At 68.5% G+C, this 23,528-nt stretch carries 17 protein-coding genes; 6 read left to right on the forward strand and 11 right to left on the reverse strand.

Going from position 1 to position 23,528, the window contains the following annotated elements:
* Nucleotides 1-35: 35 nt before the first annotated feature.
* The 10 genes from ABZX37_RS29805 to ABZX37_RS29850 all read right to left on the reverse strand — a co-directional run bounded on the left by ABZX37_RS29805 (nucleotide 36) and on the right by ABZX37_RS29850 (nucleotide 14,947).
* Nucleotides 36-1,304, reverse strand: coding sequence for an ATP-binding protein (locus ABZX37_RS29805; protein ID WP_354745087.1), 1,269 nt, complete (start codon nucleotides 1,302-1,304; stop codon nucleotides 36-38).
* A gap of 63 nt (nucleotides 1,305-1,367) precedes the next feature.
* Complete coding sequence (locus ABZX37_RS29810) at nucleotides 1,368-2,468, reverse strand: class I SAM-dependent methyltransferase (RefSeq protein WP_354745089.1); 1,101 nt, start codon at nucleotides 2,466-2,468, stop codon at nucleotides 1,368-1,370.
* Nucleotides 2,469-2,641: 173 nt separating this feature from the next.
* Nucleotides 2,642-3,775, reverse strand: a complete 1,134-nt coding sequence (locus ABZX37_RS29815; protein ID WP_354745091.1) for a hypothetical protein — start codon at nucleotides 3,773-3,775, stop codon at nucleotides 2,642-2,644.
* 25 nt (nucleotides 3,776-3,800) lie between these two features.
* Complete coding sequence (locus tag ABZX37_RS29820; protein WP_354745093.1) at nucleotides 3,801-4,982, reverse strand: SPFH domain-containing protein; 1,182 nt, start codon at nucleotides 4,980-4,982, stop codon at nucleotides 3,801-3,803.
* Nucleotides 4,983-5,045: 63 nt separating this feature from the next.
* Nucleotides 5,046-6,173 (reverse strand): serine hydrolase domain-containing protein, encoded by a 1,128-nt coding sequence (locus ABZX37_RS29825; protein WP_354745095.1) that lies wholly within the window; start codon nucleotides 6,171-6,173, stop codon nucleotides 5,046-5,048.
* A gap of 80 nt (nucleotides 6,174-6,253) precedes the next feature.
* Nucleotides 6,254-7,870 carry an ABC-F family ATP-binding cassette domain-containing protein gene (locus ABZX37_RS29830; RefSeq protein WP_354745097.1) on the reverse strand — a complete coding sequence of 539 codons (1,617 nt, stop codon included), beginning with the start codon at nucleotides 7,868-7,870 and terminating at the stop codon, nucleotides 6,254-6,256.
* Nucleotides 7,867-9,489 (reverse strand): ribosomal protection-like ABC-F family protein, encoded by a 1,623-nt coding sequence (gene abc-f, locus ABZX37_RS29835; RefSeq protein ID WP_354745099.1) that lies wholly within the window; start codon nucleotides 9,487-9,489, stop codon nucleotides 7,867-7,869. Before abc-f ends, ABZX37_RS29830 begins: the two co-directional genes overlap by 4 nt.
* A gap of 382 nt (nucleotides 9,490-9,871) precedes the next feature.
* A complete protein-coding gene (locus ABZX37_RS29840) occupies nucleotides 9,872-13,000 on the reverse strand; it encodes an NACHT domain-containing protein (protein WP_354745100.1) in 3,129 nt (1,042 codons plus the stop codon).
* A 42-nt stretch (nucleotides 13,001-13,042) separates the two neighbouring features.
* Nucleotides 13,043-13,471, reverse strand: a complete 429-nt coding sequence (locus tag ABZX37_RS29845; RefSeq protein ID WP_354745102.1) for a MarR family transcriptional regulator — start codon at nucleotides 13,469-13,471, stop codon at nucleotides 13,043-13,045.
* A 9-nt stretch (nucleotides 13,472-13,480) separates the two neighbouring features.
* Nucleotides 13,481-14,947: an FAD-dependent oxidoreductase gene (locus ABZX37_RS29850; protein WP_354745104.1), complete on the reverse strand. Its 1,467-nt coding sequence runs from the start codon at nucleotides 14,945-14,947 to the stop codon at nucleotides 13,481-13,483.
* Nucleotides 14,948-15,032: 85 nt separating this feature from the next.
* On the opposite strand from ABZX37_RS29850, the gene ABZX37_RS29855 reads away from it, so the two are divergent.
* A complete protein-coding gene (locus ABZX37_RS29855; protein WP_354745106.1) occupies nucleotides 15,033-16,076 on the forward strand; it encodes a TetR/AcrR family transcriptional regulator C-terminal ligand-binding domain-containing protein in 1,044 nt (347 codons plus the stop codon).
* A gap of 248 nt (nucleotides 16,077-16,324) precedes the next feature.
* Here ABZX37_RS29855 and ABZX37_RS29860 read toward each other — a convergent pair whose 3' ends face one another.
* Nucleotides 16,325-16,894 (reverse strand): YdcF family protein, encoded by a 570-nt coding sequence (locus ABZX37_RS29860; RefSeq protein WP_354745108.1) that lies wholly within the window; start codon nucleotides 16,892-16,894, stop codon nucleotides 16,325-16,327.
* A gap of 128 nt (nucleotides 16,895-17,022) precedes the next feature.
* Between ABZX37_RS29860 and ABZX37_RS29865 the strand changes: the two genes are divergently transcribed.
* The 5 genes from ABZX37_RS29865 (at nucleotide 17,023) to ABZX37_RS29885 (ending at nucleotide 23,249) form a co-directional block, all read left to right on the forward strand.
* On the forward strand, nucleotides 17,023-18,669 hold the full coding sequence (locus ABZX37_RS29865) for a helix-turn-helix domain-containing protein (protein ID WP_354745110.1): 1,647 nt from the start codon (nucleotides 17,023-17,025) through the stop codon (nucleotides 18,667-18,669).
* Between the two features lie 63 nt (nucleotides 18,670-18,732).
* Nucleotides 18,733-20,232, forward strand: a complete 1,500-nt coding sequence (locus tag ABZX37_RS29870) for an aldehyde dehydrogenase family protein (protein WP_354745112.1) — start codon at nucleotides 18,733-18,735, stop codon at nucleotides 20,230-20,232.
* Between the two features lie 28 nt (nucleotides 20,233-20,260).
* Nucleotides 20,261-21,382: an NDMA-dependent alcohol dehydrogenase gene (locus ABZX37_RS29875; protein ID WP_354745114.1), complete on the forward strand. Its 1,122-nt coding sequence runs from the start codon at nucleotides 20,261-20,263 to the stop codon at nucleotides 21,380-21,382.
* Between the two features lie 5 nt (nucleotides 21,383-21,387).
* The gene (locus ABZX37_RS29880; protein WP_354745116.1) at nucleotides 21,388-22,317 is read left to right on the forward strand and encodes a MoxR family ATPase; all 930 of its coding nucleotides are present in this window, start codon (nucleotides 21,388-21,390) and stop codon (nucleotides 22,315-22,317) included.
* A gap of 254 nt (nucleotides 22,318-22,571) precedes the next feature.
* Nucleotides 22,572-23,249 (forward strand): vWA domain-containing protein, encoded by a 678-nt coding sequence (locus ABZX37_RS29885; RefSeq protein ID WP_354745118.1) that lies wholly within the window; start codon nucleotides 22,572-22,574, stop codon nucleotides 23,247-23,249.
* Nucleotides 23,250-23,528 lie beyond the last annotated feature (279 nt).

Genomic DNA, 23,528 nt, shown 5'->3' on the forward strand with positions numbered 1-23,528 from the left:
GCGATCTCGTCCCGGCTATCGGGAATGGCTGCCGGTCAGTGTGGCACCCAAAGGGTGACCCGGGTGCCGTGTCCCGGCGTCGATTCCACTTGTCCGGTGCCGCCGACCTCGGCAAGGCGCGCTTCGATCGACTGCTGGATGCCGAAACCCGGGCCGCGTTCGCGTACGTCGAAGCCGCGGCCCTGGTCCCGGGCGACCACTGCGGTGCCGCCGTCGCGTTCTTCCACCCGGAGCACGACGCGGCTGGTTCCGGCGTGCTTCACCGTGTTGCGCAACGCTTCTCGTACTGCTTCGCACATCGCGGTGCGGCGATCGGCGGAAAGACGGTCGTCGTCAGCGAAATCGGCAGCCACGAGCTGGGTACGCAGGCCCTCGCGGGCCATGTCGGCGGCGACGTCGGCCAGTTCGACCACGAAGCCGCGTCTCGTGCGCGGTTCGATCGGTTCGGTGATGCTCCGGCGGAGTTCGGCCGCCTCGGCGTGCGCGACCGAGCGCAGCTGGGCGAGCCGTTCGGCGGCGTGGTCGGCGTCGTCGGAGGGGGAGATGGCGAGCGCTTCGAGGGTCTGCAGCACGCTGTCGTGCAGCAGCCGCTGGGTGCGTTTGCGTTCGGCTTCCTGCCCGCGGCGCAGGCCGATGTCGAGCGCGAAGCGGGTGCCGACGCCCAGCAGCACCAGGATCCCGCACGCCACCACGATCGACACGGCCAGCGCGACGAGACAGCCGATCGACCGGTTGATCGCGAGATGGTCGTCCAGCCGCAGACCGCCCGCCAGGGTCAGCAGGACGCGCACCGGGACGGCGGCGGCGAGCAGCAGCAACGCCGCGGGCAGCCCGGACGTTCCGGCCCACATCGCCACCGAGCCGACCAGCCACGTCCAGGTGACGTCGATCGCGAACGGCTGCACCGAGTCCGGCGCGAGCACCGCGGTCAGCAGGTTCAGCGCGAGTCCCGCGCAGAGGTCCGCGGCGAGCACCCGCCGCGTGCGCCGCGCGGGCAGCCCGCCGGAGCGCAGCAGCCACCACAGGAACGCGGCGTTCGCGGCGACGCCCAGCACGGCCGCGGGCAGCACCGGGAACAGCCCGGTGCTGCCGTTGGCCGCGGCGAACCCGATGAACACCTTCACGAACGCGGCGATCCGGTAGGCGACCGGAACGACGACCCAGTACCGCGCGGCGCGGGCCAGCGTCGCGTCGCCGACCGCGGCGAGGTCCTCGCCCGCGTCCGGCCGCTCCGGCGGGCTGCCGCGATGCAGCAGGGTCCGCACGAAGTCCCGGCGCGGTACGGCAAAACCCGGTACGGGCATCGTCCCTCCCCGTGTCTTCGGCGAGGATATTCGATTGGTGTAGTCCAGTGTGGAAACGCCGGGTCACGCTCTGGACATGGTTAGCCGCCACAGCATCGTCCGCTCCCGGGAACGCTGCGCGTGCAAGGGATCGGCACTGTCCGTGGCGCTTCGGTGCCGTGGCGTGGTTTCCCGGCGTCCCGCGACCTCGAGCCCGGCGGCGGAGATCCGGTCGAGCAGTTCGGCCCGCGTCCGCAGGCCGAGGTGTTCGGCGAGGTCCGACAGGATCAGCCAGCCTTCGCCCTGCGGCTTCAGATGATCCGGGAGTCCGTCGAGGAAGCGGTTCAGCATGGCGGACGAGGCGTCATAGATCCCGAGTTCCAATGCCGAAGTCGGGTTTCCGGGCAGCCAGGGCGGATTGCAGACGACCAGATCGGCACGCCGCCGCGAGGGCCAGAGATCGGCTTCGAGAACGCGGACGCGGTCGGACAGACCGAGTCGCCGCAGGTTGTCGCGTGCGCAGCGCACGGCGCGCGGGTTCAGGTCGGTCGCCACCACTTCGGGGGCGCCGCGCCGCGCGAGAATGGCGGCGAGCACTCCGGTACCGGTGCCGAGATCGAAGACGACCGGGGAACCCCTGCCCGGCAACGGTTCCCGCGCGACAAGATCGAGGTATTCGCTGCGTGTCGGAGCGAACACGCTGTACGCGGGATACAGCCGAGCGTTCAATGCCTTGATGTGTATGCCTTTCTGGTGCCATTGATAAGCGCTCAGGGCGCCGAGCAGCTCACGCAACGAGATCAACGTGCCGGGTAAACCGCCGAACGCGTGCTCGCAGGCGGCTCGGATGTCGGGGGCTCGGCCCAGCCGCAACGAATGATCAGCCTCTACTGAGACCAGGACTTTTCCGAGCAGCGTGGCGCGTTCCGAGCGCGCCGAACGCACCTCGGCGAACGAACCCGAGCGCTGCGGAAGCCGACGGTCCATGGCGCGCACAAGCTGCCGTGCGTTGGGAAAATCGCCGCGCCACAGCATTCCGGTGCCAGCGCGGGCATGCCGCAGTGCCGCGGCAGCGGTCAGCCGGTCATCGACGACGACAATGCGGCCCGGCGGCGGAGTTCCGTTTCCGGAATGCCAGCGGGCGGTGTGGGTGTTTCCGTTTTCGGTCCACTGAACGGTGGACATGAATGCTCCCGGGAAGGGTCGAAGGGCCAGGCAGCCGTCGACGCTTCGCGGAGAGCAGGCGAGGATTCCCGCCGGTCAAGACAGCGGCGTACCCGCGTGCTCCCGCGAAACGCGGGAGAAGCGGTCGCCGAGAACCATGCCCATCAGCATGGGATCTCACTTCCTTCGAAAACTCAGTGGTGCGTAACGGAATGGTGGGTCGTTCCGGTGCTGTGGCCCTTCGTCGCGACGAAGTAGACGATCGCCGCGATCACGATCAGCGCGATGACCACCGCGACGGCGATCTTGACCTTGCTCCACGGACGCTGGCCGTGGATCTCGCCGGTGCGGCCGTTGACGAGGATCTGCCAGTTCTTCCCGGCGTACACATAGGTCGCGACCCACACCGGCAGCAGCATCAGCTTGAAGGTGACGTTGTTGTGCTGCGTGTCGACCGAATTCAGCTGCTGGGTGTCGCCGCCGATGTCGTGCTTGCAGTCGTCGGCGATGACCGGCGCCATCCGGTTTTTCGCCTCTTCGAAGCCGTTCTCCGGCTCCACGTCGTACCGCAGCGCGAAGTGCCCGGAGAGGAACTGCGGCTGGTACGGCGCGGAGTCGAGCAGCGGCCACGGCGCGAGTTTGTCCAGCTCCGGCAGCGGCAGCTGGGTGCTCGCCGGGACCAGGACGTCGTCGAAGTTCCGCGCGACCCGTCCGCGCGCCGGGTACCAGCGCGTATGGCGAACTTCGCGCGTCTTGCGCTCGCCGTTCTCGTAGTAGCTCTCGGTGACGTAGTAGTACTCGCCGCGCGCGCCGGTGTAGACCGACACGGTCTGCGAGTCGTACGTCCAATGCGGGATGTACGTGCTCTTAGTGGACTCCGCGGTGGTGACCTTCTTCAACGCGGTCGGCGCGAACCAGCGCGAAGACGTCCACTTCTTCAGGTGCGTGCTCACGGCGGGCCGGTCGAACGCGAACGGCAATACGCCTTCAGGGACCAGCTGACCGGACGCTCCTGGCTCGATGACCAGCGGCGCGCCGCAGAACTGGCACATGCTGGCGGTCTCGTTGGTTTCCGTCCGGGCCGCGCACCGCTGGCACACGAAGACGTACTTGCCGATCGACCCCACCGGCTTGCGCGCCAGGTTCGCCAGCTCGGCGAAGGGGATCTCGCGGATCTCCCGCTCGCCGGCGGCGATCTCCTGCCGGAATCCGCAGTACGGGCACTGCATGGCCGTCGTGCCCGGCGCGAACTCCAGGCGCGCGCCGCAGCCGCCGCACGGGTAGGTCGTGTTGGCCACGCCTTCCTGCGGGAAGCGCGGTTCAGTCATGGGTCCCCCAGAAGGTTGATGCGGCTCAGGACGGCGGCAGCGGCGGCGGGGCCGCGCCGAACAGCGCCGACACCTCCGGCACCTGCGCGGCCGCGGTCCACTGGGCCATGCCGGCCTTCCACACCAGGGTGTCCTGGGCGAGCGTGCCCGCCGAGATCTGCTGGCCGAGGCCCGCGCGGTCGAACGGGCCGAGCTGCTGGCCGTTCGCGCCGATGAACCACTGCTCGCCCTGCGGCAGCGGCGGCGGCATCTGCGGCGGGGCCTGCTGCTGGTACTGGGGCTGCTGCGGGGCCTGCTGGTACTGCGGCTGCTGGTATTGCTGGGGAGCCTGCTGCTGGTACTGCTGCGGGGCGGGCTGCTGCTGCGGTCCGGCCGCGCGCTGGCCGAGCGCCATGCCGAGACCGATGCCCAGCCCCTCGCCCGCGCCGCCCTGGTTGTTCGCCGCCGCCTCGATCGCGTTCGCGGACTGGAACTTCGTGTACTGGTCGAGGTCGCCGACCACGCCCATCTGGGTCCGCTTGTCCATCGCGGCCTCGACCTCGGGCGGCACCGAGATGTTCTCGATCATGAACTTCGAGATCTCGATGCCGACCTCGCGCAGTTCGAGGTTCAGCGCGACCGCGATCTTGCCCGCGATCTGGTCCTGCTGGGTGACCAGGTCGAGCATCGGCACCTGCGCGGCCGCGATCGCGGGCCCGAGCTTGCTGATGACCATGCTGCGCAGGTAGTCCGACACCTCTTCGGTGCGGAACTGCGGGTCGGTGCCGGCCAGCTCCTTCAGCAGCGCGACCGGCTCGACGACGCGGATCGCGTAGCCGCCGAACGCGCGCAGCCGGACCATGCCGAACTCGGCGTCGCGCAGGATGACCGGGTTCTGCGTGCCCCATTTGAGGTCGGTGAACTGCCGGGTGTTGACGAAGTACACCTCGGCCTTGAACGGCGAGTTGAAGCCGTACTTCCAGCCCTTGAGGGTGGACATGATCGGCATGTTCTGCGTCTGCAGCGTGTACATGCCCGGCGGGTAGGCGTCGGCGACCTGGCCCTCGTTCACGAACACCGCGGCCTGCGATTCGCGGACGGTGAGCTTGGCGCCCATCTTGATCTCGTTGTCGTAGCGCGGGAAGCGCCACACGATGGTGTCCCGGCTGTCGTCGGTCCACTCGATGATGTCGATGAACTCGCCGCGGATCTTGTCGAAGATGCCCACGTCTGACCCCTCGTCGTTGCCTCGTGCCCGCGGGCCACAGTACAGTGCGCGACCCGCGGCGGATCACTGCGGCGCGGCCGCCTCGCGCCAAAAGTCCAGCATGTGCGGTATGCCACCGGGCCCGTCCACCGCGCGCTGGGTGAGAAGAATCGCCACCGAACTCCTCGACGGCGTCAGGTAGGCGCTGGTTCCGGTGCCGCCGACCCAGCCGTAGCGGCCCGCGACCTGCCACGGCTGTGCCGGTTCGACGTCGACCGCGCCGCCGAACCCCCAGCCCTGGCCTTCGAGGAAGACCGGATTGGCCGCGATCTGTTCCGCGGTGAGGTGGTTGGTCGTCATCTGCCGGACGGATTCCTTCGACAGCAATCCGTCGCCGTCGGAAAGGAGCATTCGGGCAAAGCGGTGCCAATCGTCTGCCGTTCCGGCCAGCCCGCCGGATCCGGCCGGGAACGGCGGCACCTCGCGCCACTGGCCGTCCGGGCGGTCAGCCAGCTCCAGGCCGTTCTCGCCCTCGCGGTAGTAGCTGGCGAACCGGTGTCGTTTGGCGGCGGGGACCTCGAACGCGGTGTCGGCCATGCCGAGCGGCTCGAACACCCGCTCGGCGAGGAAGTCCGGCAGCGACTGGCCGGACGCGCGGGCGATGAGGATGCCTTGCAGGTCAGCGCAGGTGTCGTACAGCCAGGCCTCGCCGGGCTGGTGCAGCAGCGGGATGCGGGCCAGCCGGGCGAGCCACTCGTCGGGCCCCGGGCGCAGCCGGACCTCGCGGCCGTCGGTCTGCACCGTGAACAGCTCCTGGACCTGCGGCAGGGAGAAGTCCGACGGGAAGCCGTATCCGGCGCGGAAGGTCAGCAGGTCGCGGACGGTGATCGGCTTTTCCGCGGGTACGACGTCGTCGACCGGGCTTCGCGGCGTCCGCACGACCATCGGGTCGGCCAGTTCGGGCAGCCATTCGGCGATGGGGGTGTCCAGGTCGAACCGGCCGTCCTCGATCAGCAGCAGTACCGCTGCCGCGGTGATCGGCTTGGTGATCGAGGCGAGGCGGAAGATGGAGTCGCGGGCCATCGGCGCGGTGCCCTCGGCGTCGAGAGATCCCAGCGCGGTCACCTGGACGTCGTCGCCGTGCGCGATCAGAGCTACCGCGCCCGGGACGAATCCGGACTTGACGTGGCGGCGCAGGGCTTCGTGCGTCATCGGTCGTTTCCCTTCGCGGGCGGATGTTCCGCGGGGTGGTCGTTGCCGGGGTTTCCCGCCGGACATCCGCCCGGCGCGGATCACTCTAACGGCGCAACGCGGTGGTCGGGTCCGATTCGGAGTACCTGCCCGGCCCAGTTTTCGCGCAGCCGCCGGTCGTGCGTGGCGGCGACGATCGCGCCCGGGCTGGTGCCGAGGGCGTCCTCCAGTTCGTCACACAGCGTGGGGGAGAGGTGGTTGGTCGGTTCGTCGAGCAGCAGCAGGTGCGGCGGGTCGGCGATGAGGAGCGCGAGCGCGAGACGGCGGCGCTGGCCGACGGACAACTCGCCGACCGGCCGGGAAGCTTCGCGATTTGTCAGCAGCCCCAATGAGTTCAGCGGAACGGCTGCGACGCGTTCTGGACCCAGCGCGGCGAGGTAGGTGGCGCGGGCGGTGCGTTGCGGACGGGCGAAAGTGGTGTCTTGGCTCAGGATTCCGGTGCTTAGGCTGGGTTGTCGGGTTGCGCCTTCTGCGGTGAGGTCTCCGGACAGGAGCAGAAGCAGCGTTGACTTTCCCGCACCGTTGGGGCCGGTGACCAGCAGCCGCGTATCGGCTCGGATCTCCAGGCGGTCTACGGAAAGCCGGTCTGGCAGGTGCACATTATCCAGCGCGGCAAGGGTTTCTTCAGGGTTCTCGACGGCCAGCGCTCGCGGGCGGAACCGGAGCGGCGGCGGTGGCGCGGGAAGCTGGGCGCGTTCCCGCTCGTCCAGCCGTCGCGTGGTGGCCCGGGTCCGGCGGGAGATCTGGTTCTGCACCCGGCCGGACCTGCGGCCGAGACCCATTTTCTCGTTGTCCGGCGCGAGCCGGCCCGGCGCGACCCGATGCGCGGTGACGCCGAGCGTGTCGCGCAGTTCCTCCAGTTCCTCCTGCTCTTCGAGGTACTGCCGTTCCCAGCGCTCGCGTTCGGCCCGTTTCCAGCCGAGGTATTCGGTGTAGGCGCCGCCGTGGCGCACCGGGCCGTCCGGGGCCGGGTCGAGGTCGAGGATGTCGGTGCACACCGCGTCGAGGAACGCTCGGTCGTGGCTCGCGAAAACGACGGTGCCGGGCAGTTCGCGCAGCTGCGCTTCGAGGAACGCGGCGGCTTCGGCGTCGAGGTGGTTGGTCGGTTCGTCGAGCAGCACCGCCGACGGACGGCGGACCAGCAGCCCGGTCAGCGCGAGTCGTCCGCGCTGGCCGCCGGAAAGGGAGCCGAGCGTGCGCTCCCGGTTGATCCCTTCGAGGCCCAGCCCGGTCAGTACGATCTCCGCTCGCCGATCCGCGTCCCACGCCTCGTGTTGTTGCGCCTGGTCGAGCAATTCGGAGTACTTGGCCAGCAGCGCGGCATCTTCCGGCGCTTCGGCGAGCAGCGCCGCGACCCGGTCAAGCTCGGCCAGCACTTCGCGGGCCGCGGCGAGGGCTTGATCGAGGACGTCCGCGACCGTCTCGGCCGGGTCGAACGGCATTTCCTGGTGCAGGAAGCCAAGATCCGGCGGCCTTTCGACCTCGCCCCGATCCGGCTGTTCCACTCCCGCGAGCACCCTTAACAGCGTCGATTTCCCGGTGCCGTTCTCGCCGATCACCCCGATCCGGCGGCCGGGGGCGGCGGTGACCGACACTCCGTCGAGCACGCGCCGTTCCCCGAGCACCCGCACGATCTCGTGCGCGCGCAGGGCGGTCATTCCGTGATCCTGGCCGTTTCCCGGAGCTGCCCGTTTTCCAGCCGCAGCCAGCGGTCGACGCCGATCTCGGCCAGGAACCGCTCGTCGTGGCTGACCACCACGAACCCGCCCTGGTAGGCGTTGAGCGCGCTCTCCAGCTGGCCGGCGCTGACCAGGTCGAGGTTGTTCGTCGGCTCGTCGAGCAGCAGCAATTGCGGGGCAGGCTCGGCGAAGAGGACGCAAGCGAGCGTCGCGCGCAACCGTTCGCCGCCGGACAGCACGCCGACCGGCAAGTGCGCTCGTGCGCCACGAAACAGGAAGCGCGCCAACAGGTTCATCCGGTCCGCGGGCAGCATTTCCGGTGCCGCGTCGGCGAGATTCTCCGCGACGGTGCGTTCCGGATCCAGCAGATCGAGCCGCTGCGACAAATACGCGATCCGCCCGTCCGCCCGGCTGATCTCGCCCGCGTCCGGCGTGAGCGTGCCGTGCATCAGCCGCAGCAACGTCGACTTGCCCACGCCGTTCGGCCCGGTGAGCGCGATGCGTTCGGGACCCCGGATCGACAGCTCCGCGCCCTCGCCCGCGAACAGCCCGCGCACCCGGAGATGCTTGCCGGCAAACAACGTCCGCCCCGCCGGTACCGCTGTTTTGGGCAGCTCCAGGCTGATCTTCTGGTCCTCCCGCAACGACCGCTCCGCCTGGTCAAGCTTGGCCTTCGCCGCACTGACCCGCGCCGCGTGCGTACCGTCCGCCTTCGCCGCGGACTCCTGGGCGTTGCGTTTCATCGTGCCCGCGAAGATCTTCGGCAGACCCGCGTTGGACAGATTGCGCTTCGCGTTGCTCGCCCGTTTGTCCGCGCGTTCCCGGGCCTGCTGCATTTCGCGCTTCTCGCGTTTGACCTCTTGTTCGGCGTTGCGGATATTCTTCTCCGCGACCTCCCGTTCGGCCTGCACGCTCTGCTCATACTCGGTGAAATTGCCGCCGTAGAAACGGATTTCGTCCGCGCCGAGCTCCGCGATGCGATCCATCCGATCGAGCAGCGCGCGGTCGTGACTGACCACGAGCAGGCAGCCGGACCAGTCGGAAAGCACTGAGTAAAGCTGCTGGCGGGCGGTGTGGTCGAGGTTGTTGGTGGGCTCGTCGAGAAGCAGGACGTCCGGGCTGCGCAGCAGCTGCGCGGCGAGCCCGAGGGAGACGACCTGGCCGCCGCTGAGCGTGCCGAGCAGCCGGTCGAGTGTGAGATCGCCCAGCCCGAGCCGATCGAGCTGCGCACGGGTGCGGTCCTCGATGTCCCAGTCCGCGCCGATGGCGGTGAAGTGCTCCTCGGCCGCGTCGCCCTCCTCGACGGCTGAGATCGCTTTGAGGATCGCGTCGATGCCGAGCACCTCGGCGACCGTGCGATCCGCGGTGAGCGGCAGGTCCTGGGGGAGATAGCCGAGCACCCCGTCGACGGTGACACTGCCCGCCGCGGGCTTGAGCTGCCCGGCGATGAGCTTGAGCAGAGTGGACTTCCCGGCCCCATTGGGCGCGACAAGCCCGGTGCGGCCTGCTGGGAAAGTGGCGGAGAGCTGGTCGAAGACGAGGGTGTCGTCGGGCCAGGAGAAGGAGATCCCGGACAGGACAATACGAAGATCGGACATGGTGCGGCCTCGCGGTGGATCGGCAGGGCGTGTTTGTCCCCGCTGGTGGTGGTGTGGACGACTTGGGTAGGGCCGTTCACGACCTGCCGCCCGGCTGGTGCCTGGGCTTCATCCGCTCGGCGCGTTCGCCGGTGATCGGATGCCTCGCAGCCTGTGGGTCCGGTGGCGTACGTTCGCCTGACCAGCACAGGAACCTCCACGCGCGGCTGGGCCGCGCAGGGATCAGCGAGGGGCCGGTGCCGTGACGGCCCGTGCCCCGGGCTCACCCGGAGATGTCGTCTTCACCTGCCACGATAGGAATCCTCTTGATCGAGTCTGCTGTCCGTCGGCCAGGATACCAGGAAGCGGAGGATGCGCATCCGGGTTCCACTGTGGACGGCGGTCAGAACCGCTCCAGCTTCACGCCGGGGCCGAGCTGGTCGACTCCGATCAACTCGGTGACTCCGCTTACGTGCAGTTTTAGCTTGCATCCCTTCAACGGGCTCAGGTCGATCGATTCTCCGGTGCCGTGCACCGTAAGTTCAGCCAACGTGGGGTGGGCGGCCAGCGACTGAAGGCTGCCATTCGTGCACACGGTCAGTTCCTGGAGCGGCAAGGCAAGCAACGGCTCCAGGTCAGGTGAGCTTTTGTAGAGCAGGCTCAGTTCGGTGAGTCCCGGAAAAGTGTCGGCGAACGTGGTGAGGTCGGATATTGATTCCCCGTAATACTCCAACTTTCGCACCTGCGCGAGAGGCGGCGTGGCGACGATCGCACGCATGGGACAATCGTGGAGGGTCAGCTCGGTAAGGTTCTCGATCGCGGCCAGGGCGTCGAGGCTTTCTATGGCGGACAAGTTGTCCAGGGCCAAACTGGTGAGGTGAGGGAGCGCGGCGAACGTTCGAATGCTCCGCCGCGGCCTGAGTGTGAAAAGGCCGAGATTTCGCAGGTGCGGAAGCTTTTTCAGTGCTCTCACGTCGGTGTAGTCGCGGGCGTCGTACAAGCGCAGGGTTCGCAACCCCTCGTGTTCGACCAGGGGTGTCAGGCTGATCGTCTGCTTGCTGGAGAAACTCAAGTTCAGAGTGCTTAGCGCGGGTGTCTCCGCAATGACGGCCAGGTCGGTATCGTAGATGTAGGCCGACAACGCTTTGAGGTTCTTCAGCCTTCGCACGTGCGGAATCAACCGGGTGCTGGTCACGGTGATACGTCCGTGGATGAGCGGCGAATCAGCGAGCACTTCGTCGACGTAACGGACCGGATCGAAGTGATTCCAAGCCTCCGCGAGCCTGACCTGTACCATCAACCGCTCGTCCTGCGCGTAATTCCTCAGCAGCGGCAGCACCTCGTCCCCGGCGCACATCGTCGCCGCGGCGGTCGTCGCGTGGGCGACCGCGTCGCTCAGGCCGTCCAAAGCAGACGGCAGATAGTGCAGCAGTTGGCTCCCGACCGATGCGAGCGATTCGGCTTCCACGATGCTCCGCGGCGGAACCAGATGCTCCCGGATCGCCCGCCGGACCCGCTCGATCACATCCGGATCCACATCTCCGACCGTTTCCAAGCACGCTGCGGCCAGCAGCCGGAGCCGTCGAGCGCGGCGGGGTTCTGAGTCCGCCCGGTCCATGATCTCTTTGAGCAGCTTCGTAGCCTGATGGTGTTTCGCGTGCCCACAGGCCATCACGACAGTCTCGCGCCAAGTATCGCGGTGGGCGTTGTCGACCAGCATGTCGATATACCCGGCCTCGGTCGCTTCGCTGGCCGCCAAATACTCCTGAAAAGTCCGGTGCACGAAGTCGATCCGGCCGACGGCTGGGGCCCGCAGCACCGCGCTTCGTTCCACCAGGTGTTCCACCACTTCGTCCGTGCTGTAGCCGACGTTCGGGAGCGATTTCAGCCGGTACTCCAGGTGCTCCCGGACCTCGGCGAGCGGCAGTTCGACTTTGTTCCCCGACGTGAGCCGCCAGGCCAGGTGCCCCAGCAGAACATGCTTCTGCTGTTCGGTGAGCAGCACCCGGATGCCGCGCTCGTCGTCGCGGCTGTGCACGAGCATGGACAACGCGTTGCGGTACAACGTCATCCGGTCGCGCGGCAGCTCCGAGCGGCGCGTGAGGTTCAAGGCGCACAGCATCGCGCACAACAGCGGATTCGCCGCGAGGGCGCGCAGGTGCGGGCGATTGTCGAGCTGGCTCAGCAACCTGCGTTCGGCAGCGGCGAGATCCGCGTTCGGACGGACGCGCGCGGCTGCCTCGTGCCAGCGTTCTACCAGCGTGTGGATGTCGGGGGCGGTCATCGGCTCGAGCACGACCGAATCGAAGCGCTCCGAACCGAGCCAGTGCGGATCGGCGGCCGCCGTGCGGGAGGTGACCACGATCCGGGCGGCGGGGTACATCGCGCCGAGTTCGCGCAGCCAGGATTTGACCTTGCGGCGCTGGGCGGGCTGGACCTCGTCCACGCCGTCGACGAGGACGATCGCCTCGCCGCTGCGCAGCACCTCGTCGGCCCAGCCGGGCGGGACCTGATTGCGCATCGTGTGCAGCGCCAGCGCGACGAAGTCGTCCGCGTCCGGCAGCGGCCCGTCGGGCAGGCTGCGCAGGCGGATCGGGAACGGGACGAAGCCGTTCCACTCGGCCAGTCGTCCGGTGAACGCGCTGCGTGCGGCGGTGACGGCCAGCCAGTCCAGCAGGGTCGTCTTTCCCGAACCGGCCTCGCCGCGGACCAGCGTGCGGCCGGAGCGATGGATCGCGTTTTCCGCGCGAACGGTAGCGCCGGGCTGCTGGTCGAACCAGTCTGGTTTCCGAGACTCGAACCGGAATTGGGTTTCGCCGGACACGCTCAGGCTCAGATACGCGACCGTCAACGGAAGCGTCGGCTGGTCCTCCATCGTCAGCCCGAGCAACTCCAGATGGTCCAGCTTGTCCGCCAGCACCCGCAGGTACTCATTCCGGAACTGGGCATGGTCCGTCCCCGCCTCGGTCAGGCTCGTCTTGGGGAGCCGCGCCAGCAGTTCCTCCATCTGGTTGGACTGCTGATTCAGCCGCTTCAGCACCTCGACCAGCGCAGCCGGCTGGAACGACGGCAGATGCCGCACGATCAGCACCAGCTGACGACACGACTGATCCAACGCCACGTCATACAACGCCGCCCCAGCAGCCGAGAGGAACTCATTAGCCGGGCACTGCGCCCGCACCTGCCGGGCGAGTTGCTCCTCGTCGGCATCGGCGGCCAAGAGAGCGTCGTCGGAGAGGTCGACCTCGCCCAGCGCATCCTCGACAGCCGAGAACACCGCGGAAGCCTCGGACTCCGGCAAAGCGGCGTATTCATTCCGCAGCACCGGTTCCAGCTCCGTGGCCACCTGGGTACCGATGGTCTGCAGCAACCGATCCAGGTTCGCCTGTCCGAGCGGCCCGGCACCGGCAGCGAGTTCGACCAGGCTCAGTCCGCGGGTCTTCCGGTCCTTCCATCGCTGCAACCACGACTTAGCCGCGTGTGTCGCGATTTTCCCGCCGATCTTGACCGCACCCGCTTCCAGCCCGCTCATGACGCACCACCGTAGCGAGTCAAAGGCGCACAGTGGAGCGGTTCAGAACGTCTGGCCCAGCCGTTCCAGCAACGGTGCCGCCTCCTTCAGCACCGCCAGCTCCTCCGGCGAAAAGCCCGAGCTGAGCGAAGCCGCGAACTGGCGCATCCGGGCGTCGCGCCGAGCCTGCAGCACCTCAACCCCTTCGGGGGTCAGCGAGACGATCATCTGGCGTCCGTCGGCGGGGTCGGCGTCGCGGGTGACGAAACCGCGCGTGGCCAGGCCGCTGATGGTCGTGCTCATGGCCTGCGGGGTGATCTGCTCGGCGCGGGCCAGCGCGGCGGTGGTGGCGGGGCCGTCTCGGTCCAGGCGGGACAGCGCGGAGCGTTCCGGCAGGGACAGTTCGGCCGCGACCTGGCTTTGGCGCAGCCTGCGGGCGATCAGGCTGACCGCGCCGTACAGCGTCGCGGCCAGTTCGTCGGGGGCGGACATGGGAAGAGGCTAGAGCAGGTACTCCGTGACAGCCGTGAGGTCGCCCGCGTCCGAGATCAGGCCGACGTAGCCGTCGGGGCGGAGCAGGACCAGGGTGCGGTCGGTCGGGGAGTACGCGCGGGCCAGGTGGCCGGAGGAATCGGCGACCTCGTCCTCGGCGGCGGCCTCGGGAACGACATGGAAGGTGCGGACAGCGGACTCGAAGCGGGGGCCGAAGTTCAGCAGGGTGAACTGGCCGCCTCGGGTGAGGTCGAACAGGCGGCATTTGCCGGTCGTGGTGGTGAGGCCGGGGGCGTCGGGAGCGCGGTCGCCTGCGCGGAGCTGCGCGGATTCGGCACGGTCGTCGCGGGCCAGGACGGAACCGCGGTAGTTGACGTTGAGCTGGGTCGTGTCCCGGTCGCTGCGGATGGGGATGCTCTTCTGTTTGGCGGCCTCGGCCAGCCGCGCGGTCGACAGCTGCAGCACGCCGATGGCGATCGGGCGGCGTTCGGACTCGTAGGTGTCCAGCAGCCCCGGCGCCCCGGTGGCGAGTTTCCAGCCCAGGTTGTGCGCGTCCTGGATGCCGGTGTTCATGCCCTGGCCGCCGGCGGGGGAGTGCACGTGCGCGGCGTCGCCGGCGAGGAAGACGCGGCCCTCGCGGTAACGGTCGGCCAAGCGGGTGTTGGAGCGCCACACGGACGTCCATTCCGGGGTGTGCAGGCGGATGTCGGCGCGGCCGCTTCGCCGGTCGAAGATCGTTTGCAGGGTGGCGAGGTCGAGGTCGGATTCGCCGAGGATGGGCGCTTGGTACTGGAACAGGTCGGTGGACGGCAGCGGGCAGAGGCTGACGAAACCCTCCTCGCAGCGCCACATGTGCCAGGCGTCGCGGTCGAGGCCGTCGACGGCCAGGTCGGCGACGATCATCCGGATCCGCTCGTCCGTCTCGCCTTCGAACGCGATCCCGGCTTGTTTGCGGACGACGCCGCGGCCGCCGTCGCAGCCGATCAGCCACTCCGCGCGGACGGTTTCGGTCCGGTCGCTGGTACGCAGCACTGCCGTCACGGCGTCGGCGGATTGGTCGAAACTCTCCAGTGCGGTGCCGAATTCGACCGTTCCGCCGAGCTCGGCCAGCCGCAGGCCGAGGGTTTCTTCGACCCGCCATTGCGGCGTGATGACCGTTGCGGGGTAAGGAACATCGGGTCGTTCCTCGTAGGTCGGGCCGCCGCTCGTCTGGCCGTCGGGGCTGGTCAGGCGGATCGGCATCGCGGCCTGGCCGTTGGCGAGAATACGGTCGATGACGCCGAGGTCGTCGAACACCTCGAGACTGCGCGGCTGCAGTCCCTTGCCGCGCGACCCCGGGCGAAGGGCAGGGGACGCTTCGATCAGCCGGAACGCGACGCCGCGCCGGGCGAGTTCGCAGGCCAGCGTGAGCCCGGTCGGGCCCGCTCCGGCGATCAGGACCGGCAATTCCGGTGTGGACAGGTTTGCTCGCGACATTTCCAACCCCCTGGCTCCGAAGAACTCCTGGCCGCCAGGGTAGGGAAACTTGCTAAGAAAGGCAAACCTTTCTATTGTGGGTTGAGTGGCCCCTGAAACCGTCCGCCGCCGCCGCGGCGAGCAGCTGGAATCCGCGTTGCTGGCCGCCGGATGGGACGAACTGGTCGAAGCCGGGTACGCGCGGCTGACCATGGAATCGGTCGCCGTGCGCGCCCGCACGAGCGAGGCCGTGCTCTATCGGCGCTGGGCCAACAAGGACGAACTCGTGCTGGCCGCGATGCGGCGGCACCGCGACGTCAACCCGATCGCCGCCCCGGACACCGGTAGCTTGCGCGGCGATCTGCTCGCGTACCTGACCGCGACGAGCGAGGCGCTGGCCGGATTCCTCGCCATCGCCGCCGCAGCGGCTTTCTCCGGGCTGTCGTTCGGCGACGGCGCCACCCCTGGCGAAGTCCGCGACCAGATCATCGGCGACCGGCTGCTCCCGCGAGGGGCGATCTACCAGCGCGCGCAGGACCGGGGCGAGATCGACCTGGCGCACCTCTCCGCCGCGGTGCTCGAACTGCCGTTCCAGCTGGTGCGCCACGACTTGCTGCTGGATCTCGCGCCGCCCCGGCCCGCACGGATCCGGTCGATCGTCGACGAGGTTTTCCTTCCGCTCGTCCAGTCACAAGTTAAGGACTTAACTCCAAGCCGGGAAAGGCAGCCGGAACCGATGCCAGGCGACCTCTTCCGGTCGATTCGCCAGGCACAGCGCAAGCGGATCGAGGAATGGAGCCGAACGCGCGACCTCACCTTCGAACAGGCCATGGTGCTCGGCTACCTGGAGCGGCAGCCTGGCGTCATCCAGCGAGACGTCGCGGAGATGAGTTACACGACGCCTGCGAATGTCTCCCTGCTGCTGAAGGGGCTCGAGCGCCGCGGTCTGGTCGAGCGACGCACGGAGGGCGGGCGGAAACGAGTCTCCGCCACCCCGGCCGGGCTCGGCCTGGTCGCGGGGCTCGACGCGGTGCTGGCCGAGGCGGACGAGATGGTCTTCGCTTCGCTCGAACCGGACGAGCGGGCCGGGCTGGAAGCGTTGGTGGCCAAGATCAACGCGCATCTGCCGGGAGCTGTCGAGGGTTCTTGAGCGGCGGCGGGTTCTAGTTGGAATTGCCGCTCAGGAGATCCGGGGTGGCTGGCCTCGTTCGGTGCTGGCTCGCGCGGCGTCGGCGGGTTCTGGCTGGAATTGCTGCTCAGGAGACCCGGAGCGGCTGGCCTCCTTCGGTGCCGGCTCGCGCGCCGTCGGCTCGCCGGGGTCCTTCTTCGCAGGTGCCGCCCAGCCTGTCTTGCGCACGGAACGTGCTCCAGCGCCGAGCTTCAGCGAAACGCCCCGCCTCACCGCCGAAGCCGTCGCAACCTCTGCAACCCCAGCACCGCCAGCACTGGCTTCACCGCCAGCAACTCCCCGAACCGGTATTCCTCCGCGGGCACCAGCCGCTCCGCCAAGTCCGGCCGCTGCTTCCGCAGGTAGTGGCGCGCTTTCTCCGCGTGCAAGGAATTCGAGACGATCTTGATCCGGTCCGCGTCCTCGATCAACGGCACCGCGCCGACCACGTTCTCCCACGTCGACCGGCTCTCGGTTTCGAGGACGAGCGAACCGCGGTAGCCGTACTCCCGCGCATACCGCGCCAGCAGGACAGCCTCCGCCTCCGCATCGCCGACGGCGCCGCCGCACAGCACCAGTCGCGAACGTCCGGGCGCCTGGGAACGTACCGCCGCCCGGACTCGCCAGCGGTTCACGAAATTGGCCCGCGACCCGCCGTTCCGGTACCCGAGCACGACGACCGCCTCGCCGGTCCCCGCCGTCCCGGGGCGGTCGCCCATTCCGCGACGGGAAGATCGCCAGTGTTCCCATTCGGCCCAGCCGAACACCAGGACGAAAAGCATCAGAAGACGCCGCAGCATTCACCCGATCTTACCATTGTCCACAAAGGACAGTGGGGATCGGGGAAGACGCACGTCTGGAACTTGTCGATCCGCGAAGGTACTGTCACACGAACCGCTACGTCGCCGTCCGGTAGTCGGGAGGAGCAGTGTCGCTCGGAGGGATACCGTCGCAGGGCTCCGCCGTCCTGCGGCCGCCGATCGCCGATTCGTGGCGCCGGTCCCGGCTGTTCGGCGTGGAGCCGGAGCTGGACCGGGCCGCGATTTCGATCGCCGAGGTCGATCCGCGCAGCCGGCTGATGACCGCCGCCCGCCCGGTGCTGGACCAGCTCGTCGAGCAGCTCACCGGTACCCGGTTCTCCATCCTGCTCGCCGACCGCGACTGCCGCCTCGTCTTCCGCTGGTTCGGCGACCGCGGCCTGCAACGCCAGCTGGAGGACCTCGGCGTGCTGCACGGTTCGCAGCTCAGCGAGGGCCGCGTCGGCACGAACGCGCTCGGCACGCCGCACGAATCGCGCCAGGCGGTGGAAATCCACGGCCAGGAGCATTACGCCGACGCGTTGAAGCGGTTCAGCTGTTACGGCCATCCGATCCGCCATCCGCTCACCGGACGCATCGAAGGCGTCCTCGACATCACCGGCGAGAGCGACAGCGGCAACCCGCTTTTCGGGCCGTTGGTGAAACGCGTCGTCGGCGACATCGAACAACTTGTGCTGGAGAGCGCCCGCGCCTGCGAGCGGCGGCTGTTCCTGGCGTTCCAGCAGGCCACGCACCACCGCAGCGTGCCGGTCGCGGTGCTTGGCGGCGACCTGGTGTTCGCCAACGAAACCTGCATCGAACAGCTTCGTCCCGCCGATCCGACCCTGCTGCGCACGTTGCTGCCGCAAGTGCCGGAACGCGGAGTATTCGACACTCGCCTCGATGTGGGTGACGGAATCAGTCTTTCGGTCGTAGCCGAACGCGTCGAGGGTTCGACGGACGGTGCCGTCTTCCGCATCGCGAAGGCACCGAGCAGCAGCCGAAAACCGGCTCCGGCAGCGACAAAACCCGCGCGCTCGGTCCTCGTCACGGGCGAACCGGGCACCGGCCGCACCACCGCGGCCCGCGCGCGGGCCGGTGTCGACGATCCGGTCGTCTTGCACGCCGCCGCCGCGCTCCGCGAGGAACCCCGAGCCTGGGCAACAAGATTCACTGACCTCGTCGCGCAGCCGCACACCGCCGTTGTCCTGGACGACGTCCACCTGCTCCCGGAGAGCCTGCTCCCGTTGGTCGGCGAGGCGCTCGACAGCCCCGAATCGGCCCGGTTGCTGCTCACTTCCGTCCCGTCGGACGCGATGTCCCCAGCCGTCGCGGCGATCGCGGCGAGATGCGCGGAAACCGTCACCCTCGCCCCGCTGCGCGAGCGCCTCGACGACCTGCCCGCGATCGCCGTGACGATGCTCCGCGACGAATATCCGGACCGGAAACCGCACTTCACCGGCACCGCGCTGGCCGCGCTGCGCACGCATCCGTGGCCGGGCAACCTGCACGAGCTGCGCGCGGTGATGCGCGAAGTGTCCCGCCTCCCGTACACGGGGGTGATCGACCTCGCGCAGCTGCCGCCCGCGTGCCGCGGCAGTTCGCGCACGAGGCAGCTCGGCGGGCGCGAACTCGCCGAACGGAACGCGATCGTCACGGCGTTGCGCGCCAGTGAGGGCAACAAGTTGCGCGCGGCCCGCGAACTCGGCATCAGCCGCACCACGCTGTATCGCCGCATGCAGGCGCTGGGCGTGACCGACGACTGTCCACTTCTGTAACACTTCGCCCCCGGTCCGCCGGGTGACGATGACCTCCGTCACAACGAAGTGAGGAGGCGCCAGGTGACCGCAACGGTGGAATTCCCCCTGCACACCCAGGTCCGGGAGTTTGTTTCCGGCCCGCTGGAGCTCTTGATCGGCGGGCGCTGGGTCCCGGCCGCGTCGGGCCGGACGTTCCCGACCTACGACCCGGCCACCGGGGAGAAGATCGCTGAGGTCGCGCACGGCGAGGCCGAGGACGTCAACCGCGCCGTCGCCGCCGCGCGCAAGGCGTTCGACGCGGGTCCGTGGGCCGCGATGAAGCCGAACGAACGCGAACGGCTGATCTGGCGCATCGGCGATCTGCTGTCCGAGCGGGCGGAGATCTTCGGCCAGCTGGAGGCACTCGACAACGGCAAGTCCGCGGCCATCGCGACGGCCGTCGACACGAACTGGGCCGCCGACGTCTTCCGCTACTACGCGGGCTGGGCGACCAAGATCGAAGGCAGCACGGTAAATGTGTCGATGCCGTTCGCGCCGGACGCGCAGTTCCACGCCTACACGCTGCGCGAGCCGGTCGGCGTGTGCGGGCAGATCATCCCGTGGAACTTCCCGCTGCTGATGGCCGCGTGGAAGATCGCGCCGGCGCTCGCCGCGGGCAACACTGTGGTGCTCAAGCCCGCCGAACAGACGCCGTTGACCGCGCTGCTGCTGGGCAAGCTGTTCGAGGAAGCCGGATTCCCGCCCGGCGTGGTCAACATCGTCACCGGCTTCGGCGACGCCGGGGCCGCGCTGGCCGCACACGACGGCGTCGACAAGGTCGCTTTCACCGGCTCGACCGAGGTGGGCAAGAAGATCGTCCAGGCGGCGAGCGGAAACCTGAAGAAGGTTTCGCTGGAGCTGGGCGGAAAGAGCCCGAACGTGGTCTTCGCCGACGCCGATCTCGACCTCGCGGTACCGGGTTCGGTCAACGCGTGGATGTTCAACCACGGCCAGTGCTGCGTCGCCGGAACGCGGCTGTACGTGGAGGACACGATCTTCGAGGAGTTCACCCAGGCGGTCGCGCAGGCGGCGAGCCAGGTGAAGATCGGGCCGGGCCTCGACCCGGAAACCCAGCTGGGCCCGATGGTTTCCCAAGAGCAGTTCGACCGCGTCTCGCGCTATCTCGGCGAGGGCCTCGCCGACGGCGCCCGCGCGCTCACCGGCGGAAAACGCTGGGGTGACACCGGATACTTCATCGAGCCGACCGTTTTCGTTGACGTGAAACCGGAATTCAGCATCGTCCGGGAAGAAATCTTCGGCCCGGTCGTGGCGGCCATGCCGTTCAACGCCGAACAGGGCGTGGCCGCCGCGGCCAACAACAGCGAGTACGGACTGGCCGCCGGGGTCTGGACACGCGACGTCGCGAAGGCGCACCGTACTGCGAAGGAACTGAAGGCAGGCTCGGTGTGGGTCAACCAGTACAACGGCTTCGACACGGCGATGCCGTTCGGCGGCTACAAGCAGTCCGGCTGGGGCCGGGAACTGGGCGCGGCCGCGCTCGACCTCTACACCCAGACCAAGTCCGTGAACATCGCGCTGTGATCCGCCCGCTCGAACAAAGGAGTTCCCGATGAAGACGAAAGCCGCGGTCGTCTACGAGGTGGGCAAGCCGATCGAGGTGGTCGAACTCGACCTCGAAGGCCCTGGCGAGGGCGAGGTGCTGATCCGGTACACGCACGCCGGCCTGTGCCATTCGGACGTGCACATCGCGCACGGCGACCTGGAGGCCCGGCTGCCGATGGTGCTCGGGCACGAGGGCGCGGGCATCATCGAGGACGTCGGTCCCGGCGTCACCCGCGTCAAGCCAGGCGACCACGTGGTGTGCTCGTTCATCCCGAACTGCGGCGTGTGCCGCTGGTGTTCCACCGGGCAGCAGGCGATCTGCGACATGGGCGCCACGATCCTCGAGGGCTACCTCCCCGGCGAGCGGTTCCCGTTCAGCGGCCCCGGCCCGGTCAAGCAGTACGGCGCGATGTGCATGCTCGGCACGTTCAGCCAGTACTCGACCATCCACCAGAACTCGGTCGTGAAGGTCGACGACGACCTGCCGCTGGACAAGGCGGTGCTGGTCGGCTGCGGCGTCCCGACCGGATGGGGTTCGGCGGTCAACGCGGCCAACGTACGCCCGGGCGAGACGGTGATCGTGTCCGGCGTCGGCGGCATCGGCATCAACGCGGTGCAGGGCGCGCGCTACGCCGGCGCGAAGAACGTGATCGCGCTGGACCCATTGGAGAACAAGCGCGAAAAGGCCATGGAACTCGGCGCGACGCACGCGGTCGCGACGCCGGAGGAAGCGGCCGAGCTGGCGCAGTCGTTCACCAACGGCAACGGCGCGGACAAGACCATCGTCACGGCGGGCATCGTCACCGAGGAGATCGTGACCGGCGCGTTCAACGCCACCGGCAAGGGCGGCACGATCGTGCTGACCGGGCTGAACAAACTGTCGGTCAACAACGTCAACCTCCCCGGCTCGATCCTGACGCTGTTCAAGAAGACCGTGAAGGGCAGCCTGTTCGGCGACTGCAACCCGACCGTGGACATCCCGAAGATCCTCGGGCTGTACCAGAGCGGGGACCTGAAGCTGGACGAGATCATCACCCGCACGTACACCCTGGACGAGGTCAACCAGGGTTACGACGACCTGCTGGAGGGCCGGAACGTGCGCGGCGTGCTGGTCCACGACGCACCGTGACGGCAATGTCTGCGGACTGCGGGCCGGTTTCCGGCCCGCAGTCCGCGGTGCCCCTGTTGACCGCGGACGTAGTCGGCCGCCGCCGCGAAATCGAACTGCTCCTGGCCGGTCTCGACTGCGGCGCGCACGTCGTGCTGGAAGGCCCGCCCGGCACCGGAAAAACCACGCTCCTGCGCGCAGTCGCGGAAGCAGGCGGCTCACCGTTCGTATTTGTCGAGGGCAACGCCGAACTGACCCCCGCCCGTTTGGTCGGCCAGTTCGACCCTTCGCGAGTGCTGGCCGAAGGCTACGTGCCAGAGACCTTTGTGGACGGTCCCCTGATCGAAGCCCTGCGCACCGGCGGCCTGCTGTACGTCGAGGAAGTCAACCGAATCCCAGAGGAGACCCTCAACGTCCTGATCACGGTAATGTCCGAAGCCGAACTGCACGTGCCCCGCTTGGGCCGAGTACGCGCAGCCGACGGCTTCCGCTTAGTAGCCGCGATGAACCCCTTCGACGCAGTAGGCACCGCCCGCATCTCGTCGGCTATCTACGATCGCGTCTGCCGAATCGTCATGGGCTACCAAAGCCAAGACGAGGAAGCCGACATCGTCGCCCGCAGGAGCCCGCCGGTCCCCGCAGAATGGCGAGACCAAGTGGTAGATCTGGTACGCCGCACCCGCGATCACAGCGATGTCCGAGTCGGCTCCTCCGTACGCGGCGCCATCGACGTCGTACGCCTGGCAGTTTCACTGGCCCGAATCCGCGGCGCTTCCGCCACGGACTGGCGAATCGGCCACGACGCCGCCCTGGCCGCCCTGTCCGGCCGGATCGCCTTGCACGAATCCAGCGGCCGCACCGCGGAATCAGTAATCGACGAACTGTACGTAGCAGTCTTCGGCACAGAAAACCCTCCGCCGGACTCGAAGGCTGGTGACCCGCCGGGGGAAGCCTGAGCCCGCCGCCGGCGGGCCAACAGCAGCGGTCACCCCGGCCAGGCTCCGCGCGGAGCAGCACCACCCCGCGCTCCGAACTGTCCCGCAACGGCCGCTTCGCGGAAATCTCGCCCGAAGTCGGCGTACTGGACGAAGAAGCCTTCAGCGCGGCGTTCCGTGAGGACGCGGACGAGGCAATGGCCTTGCTGGTCGAGATGAGCAAAGCCACCGATGAATCCCTGCGCGCGGCCGCCCGAGGCCTAGCCGGCCGCCTGATGATCGACGTCGCACGCCGCGGCGTCGCCCGAGCCCGAGGAGTAGGGAAACTACGCCGAGACCGAGCCGACCGAGGCGGCGAACTAGACCTGGACCGCTCCCTGCCCGCACTGGTGGACGCTGCCGCGGTAGGCGGAGTCCCCGCCCTGGACGACCTGGTAGCCCGCCGATGGGCGAGACCCGAATTGGCCCTGTGCTTGGTAATCGACACCAGCGGCTCAATGACAGGAGCCCGCCTGGCAGCGGCCGCGCTCACCGCTGCCGCGTGTTCGTGGCGAGCACCGGCGGAACACGCAGTGGTTTCCTTCGCCCGAACCGCAGAGGTAATCCGCCCCCTGCGCTCTTCCCGCTCGAAGGCGTCGGTGGTGGATTCGGTTCTGTCGCTGCGCGGCCACGGAGTCACCGCCCTGGCGGCGGCTTTGCGCAAGGCGAATGAGCAACTGACTTCCTCGCGAGCGGCCAGAAAAACGATTCTCCTGCTTTCAGATTGCCGAGCAACGGATGACGAGGACCCGTTACCGGCCGCCCGCGCCTGCGAAGAATTATTGATCCTGGCGCCAGCCGAAGACTGCGAGGAAGCCGAACGCTTCGCCCGAGAAGCAGGCGCCCGCTGGCATCCGCTCAGCGGTGCCGCGTCCGCCCCCGCCGCACTAGCCACGCTGCTAGACCGTCCGTGAGGGGAACCCTGAGAGGGCGTCTGAGAACTGGATGGGGTGGTTGGCGTGGTGATGCCCTGAGGTTGGGTGAGCTCCCGGTAGGACTGGTGGTTCCTACGCCAACCGTTCCTACCAGGAGCTCGTGTGTCAGTGTCGCCTACTTGCCCGTGCTTGTCGTGCCCGGCCCACGGTGACCGGGGTGCCACGTCATCGCCGCCGTGTCCGTTTTACCCGACCTCGTCGATGACCGATGCCCAGTGGGCGCTCGTCGGGCCCCTGCTGCCACCGCCGGGCAACATC

This window comes from Amycolatopsis sp. NPDC004079, from assembly GCF_040610415.1.
GTDB lineage: Bacteria > Actinomycetota > Actinomycetes > Mycobacteriales > Pseudonocardiaceae > Amycolatopsis > Amycolatopsis halotolerans.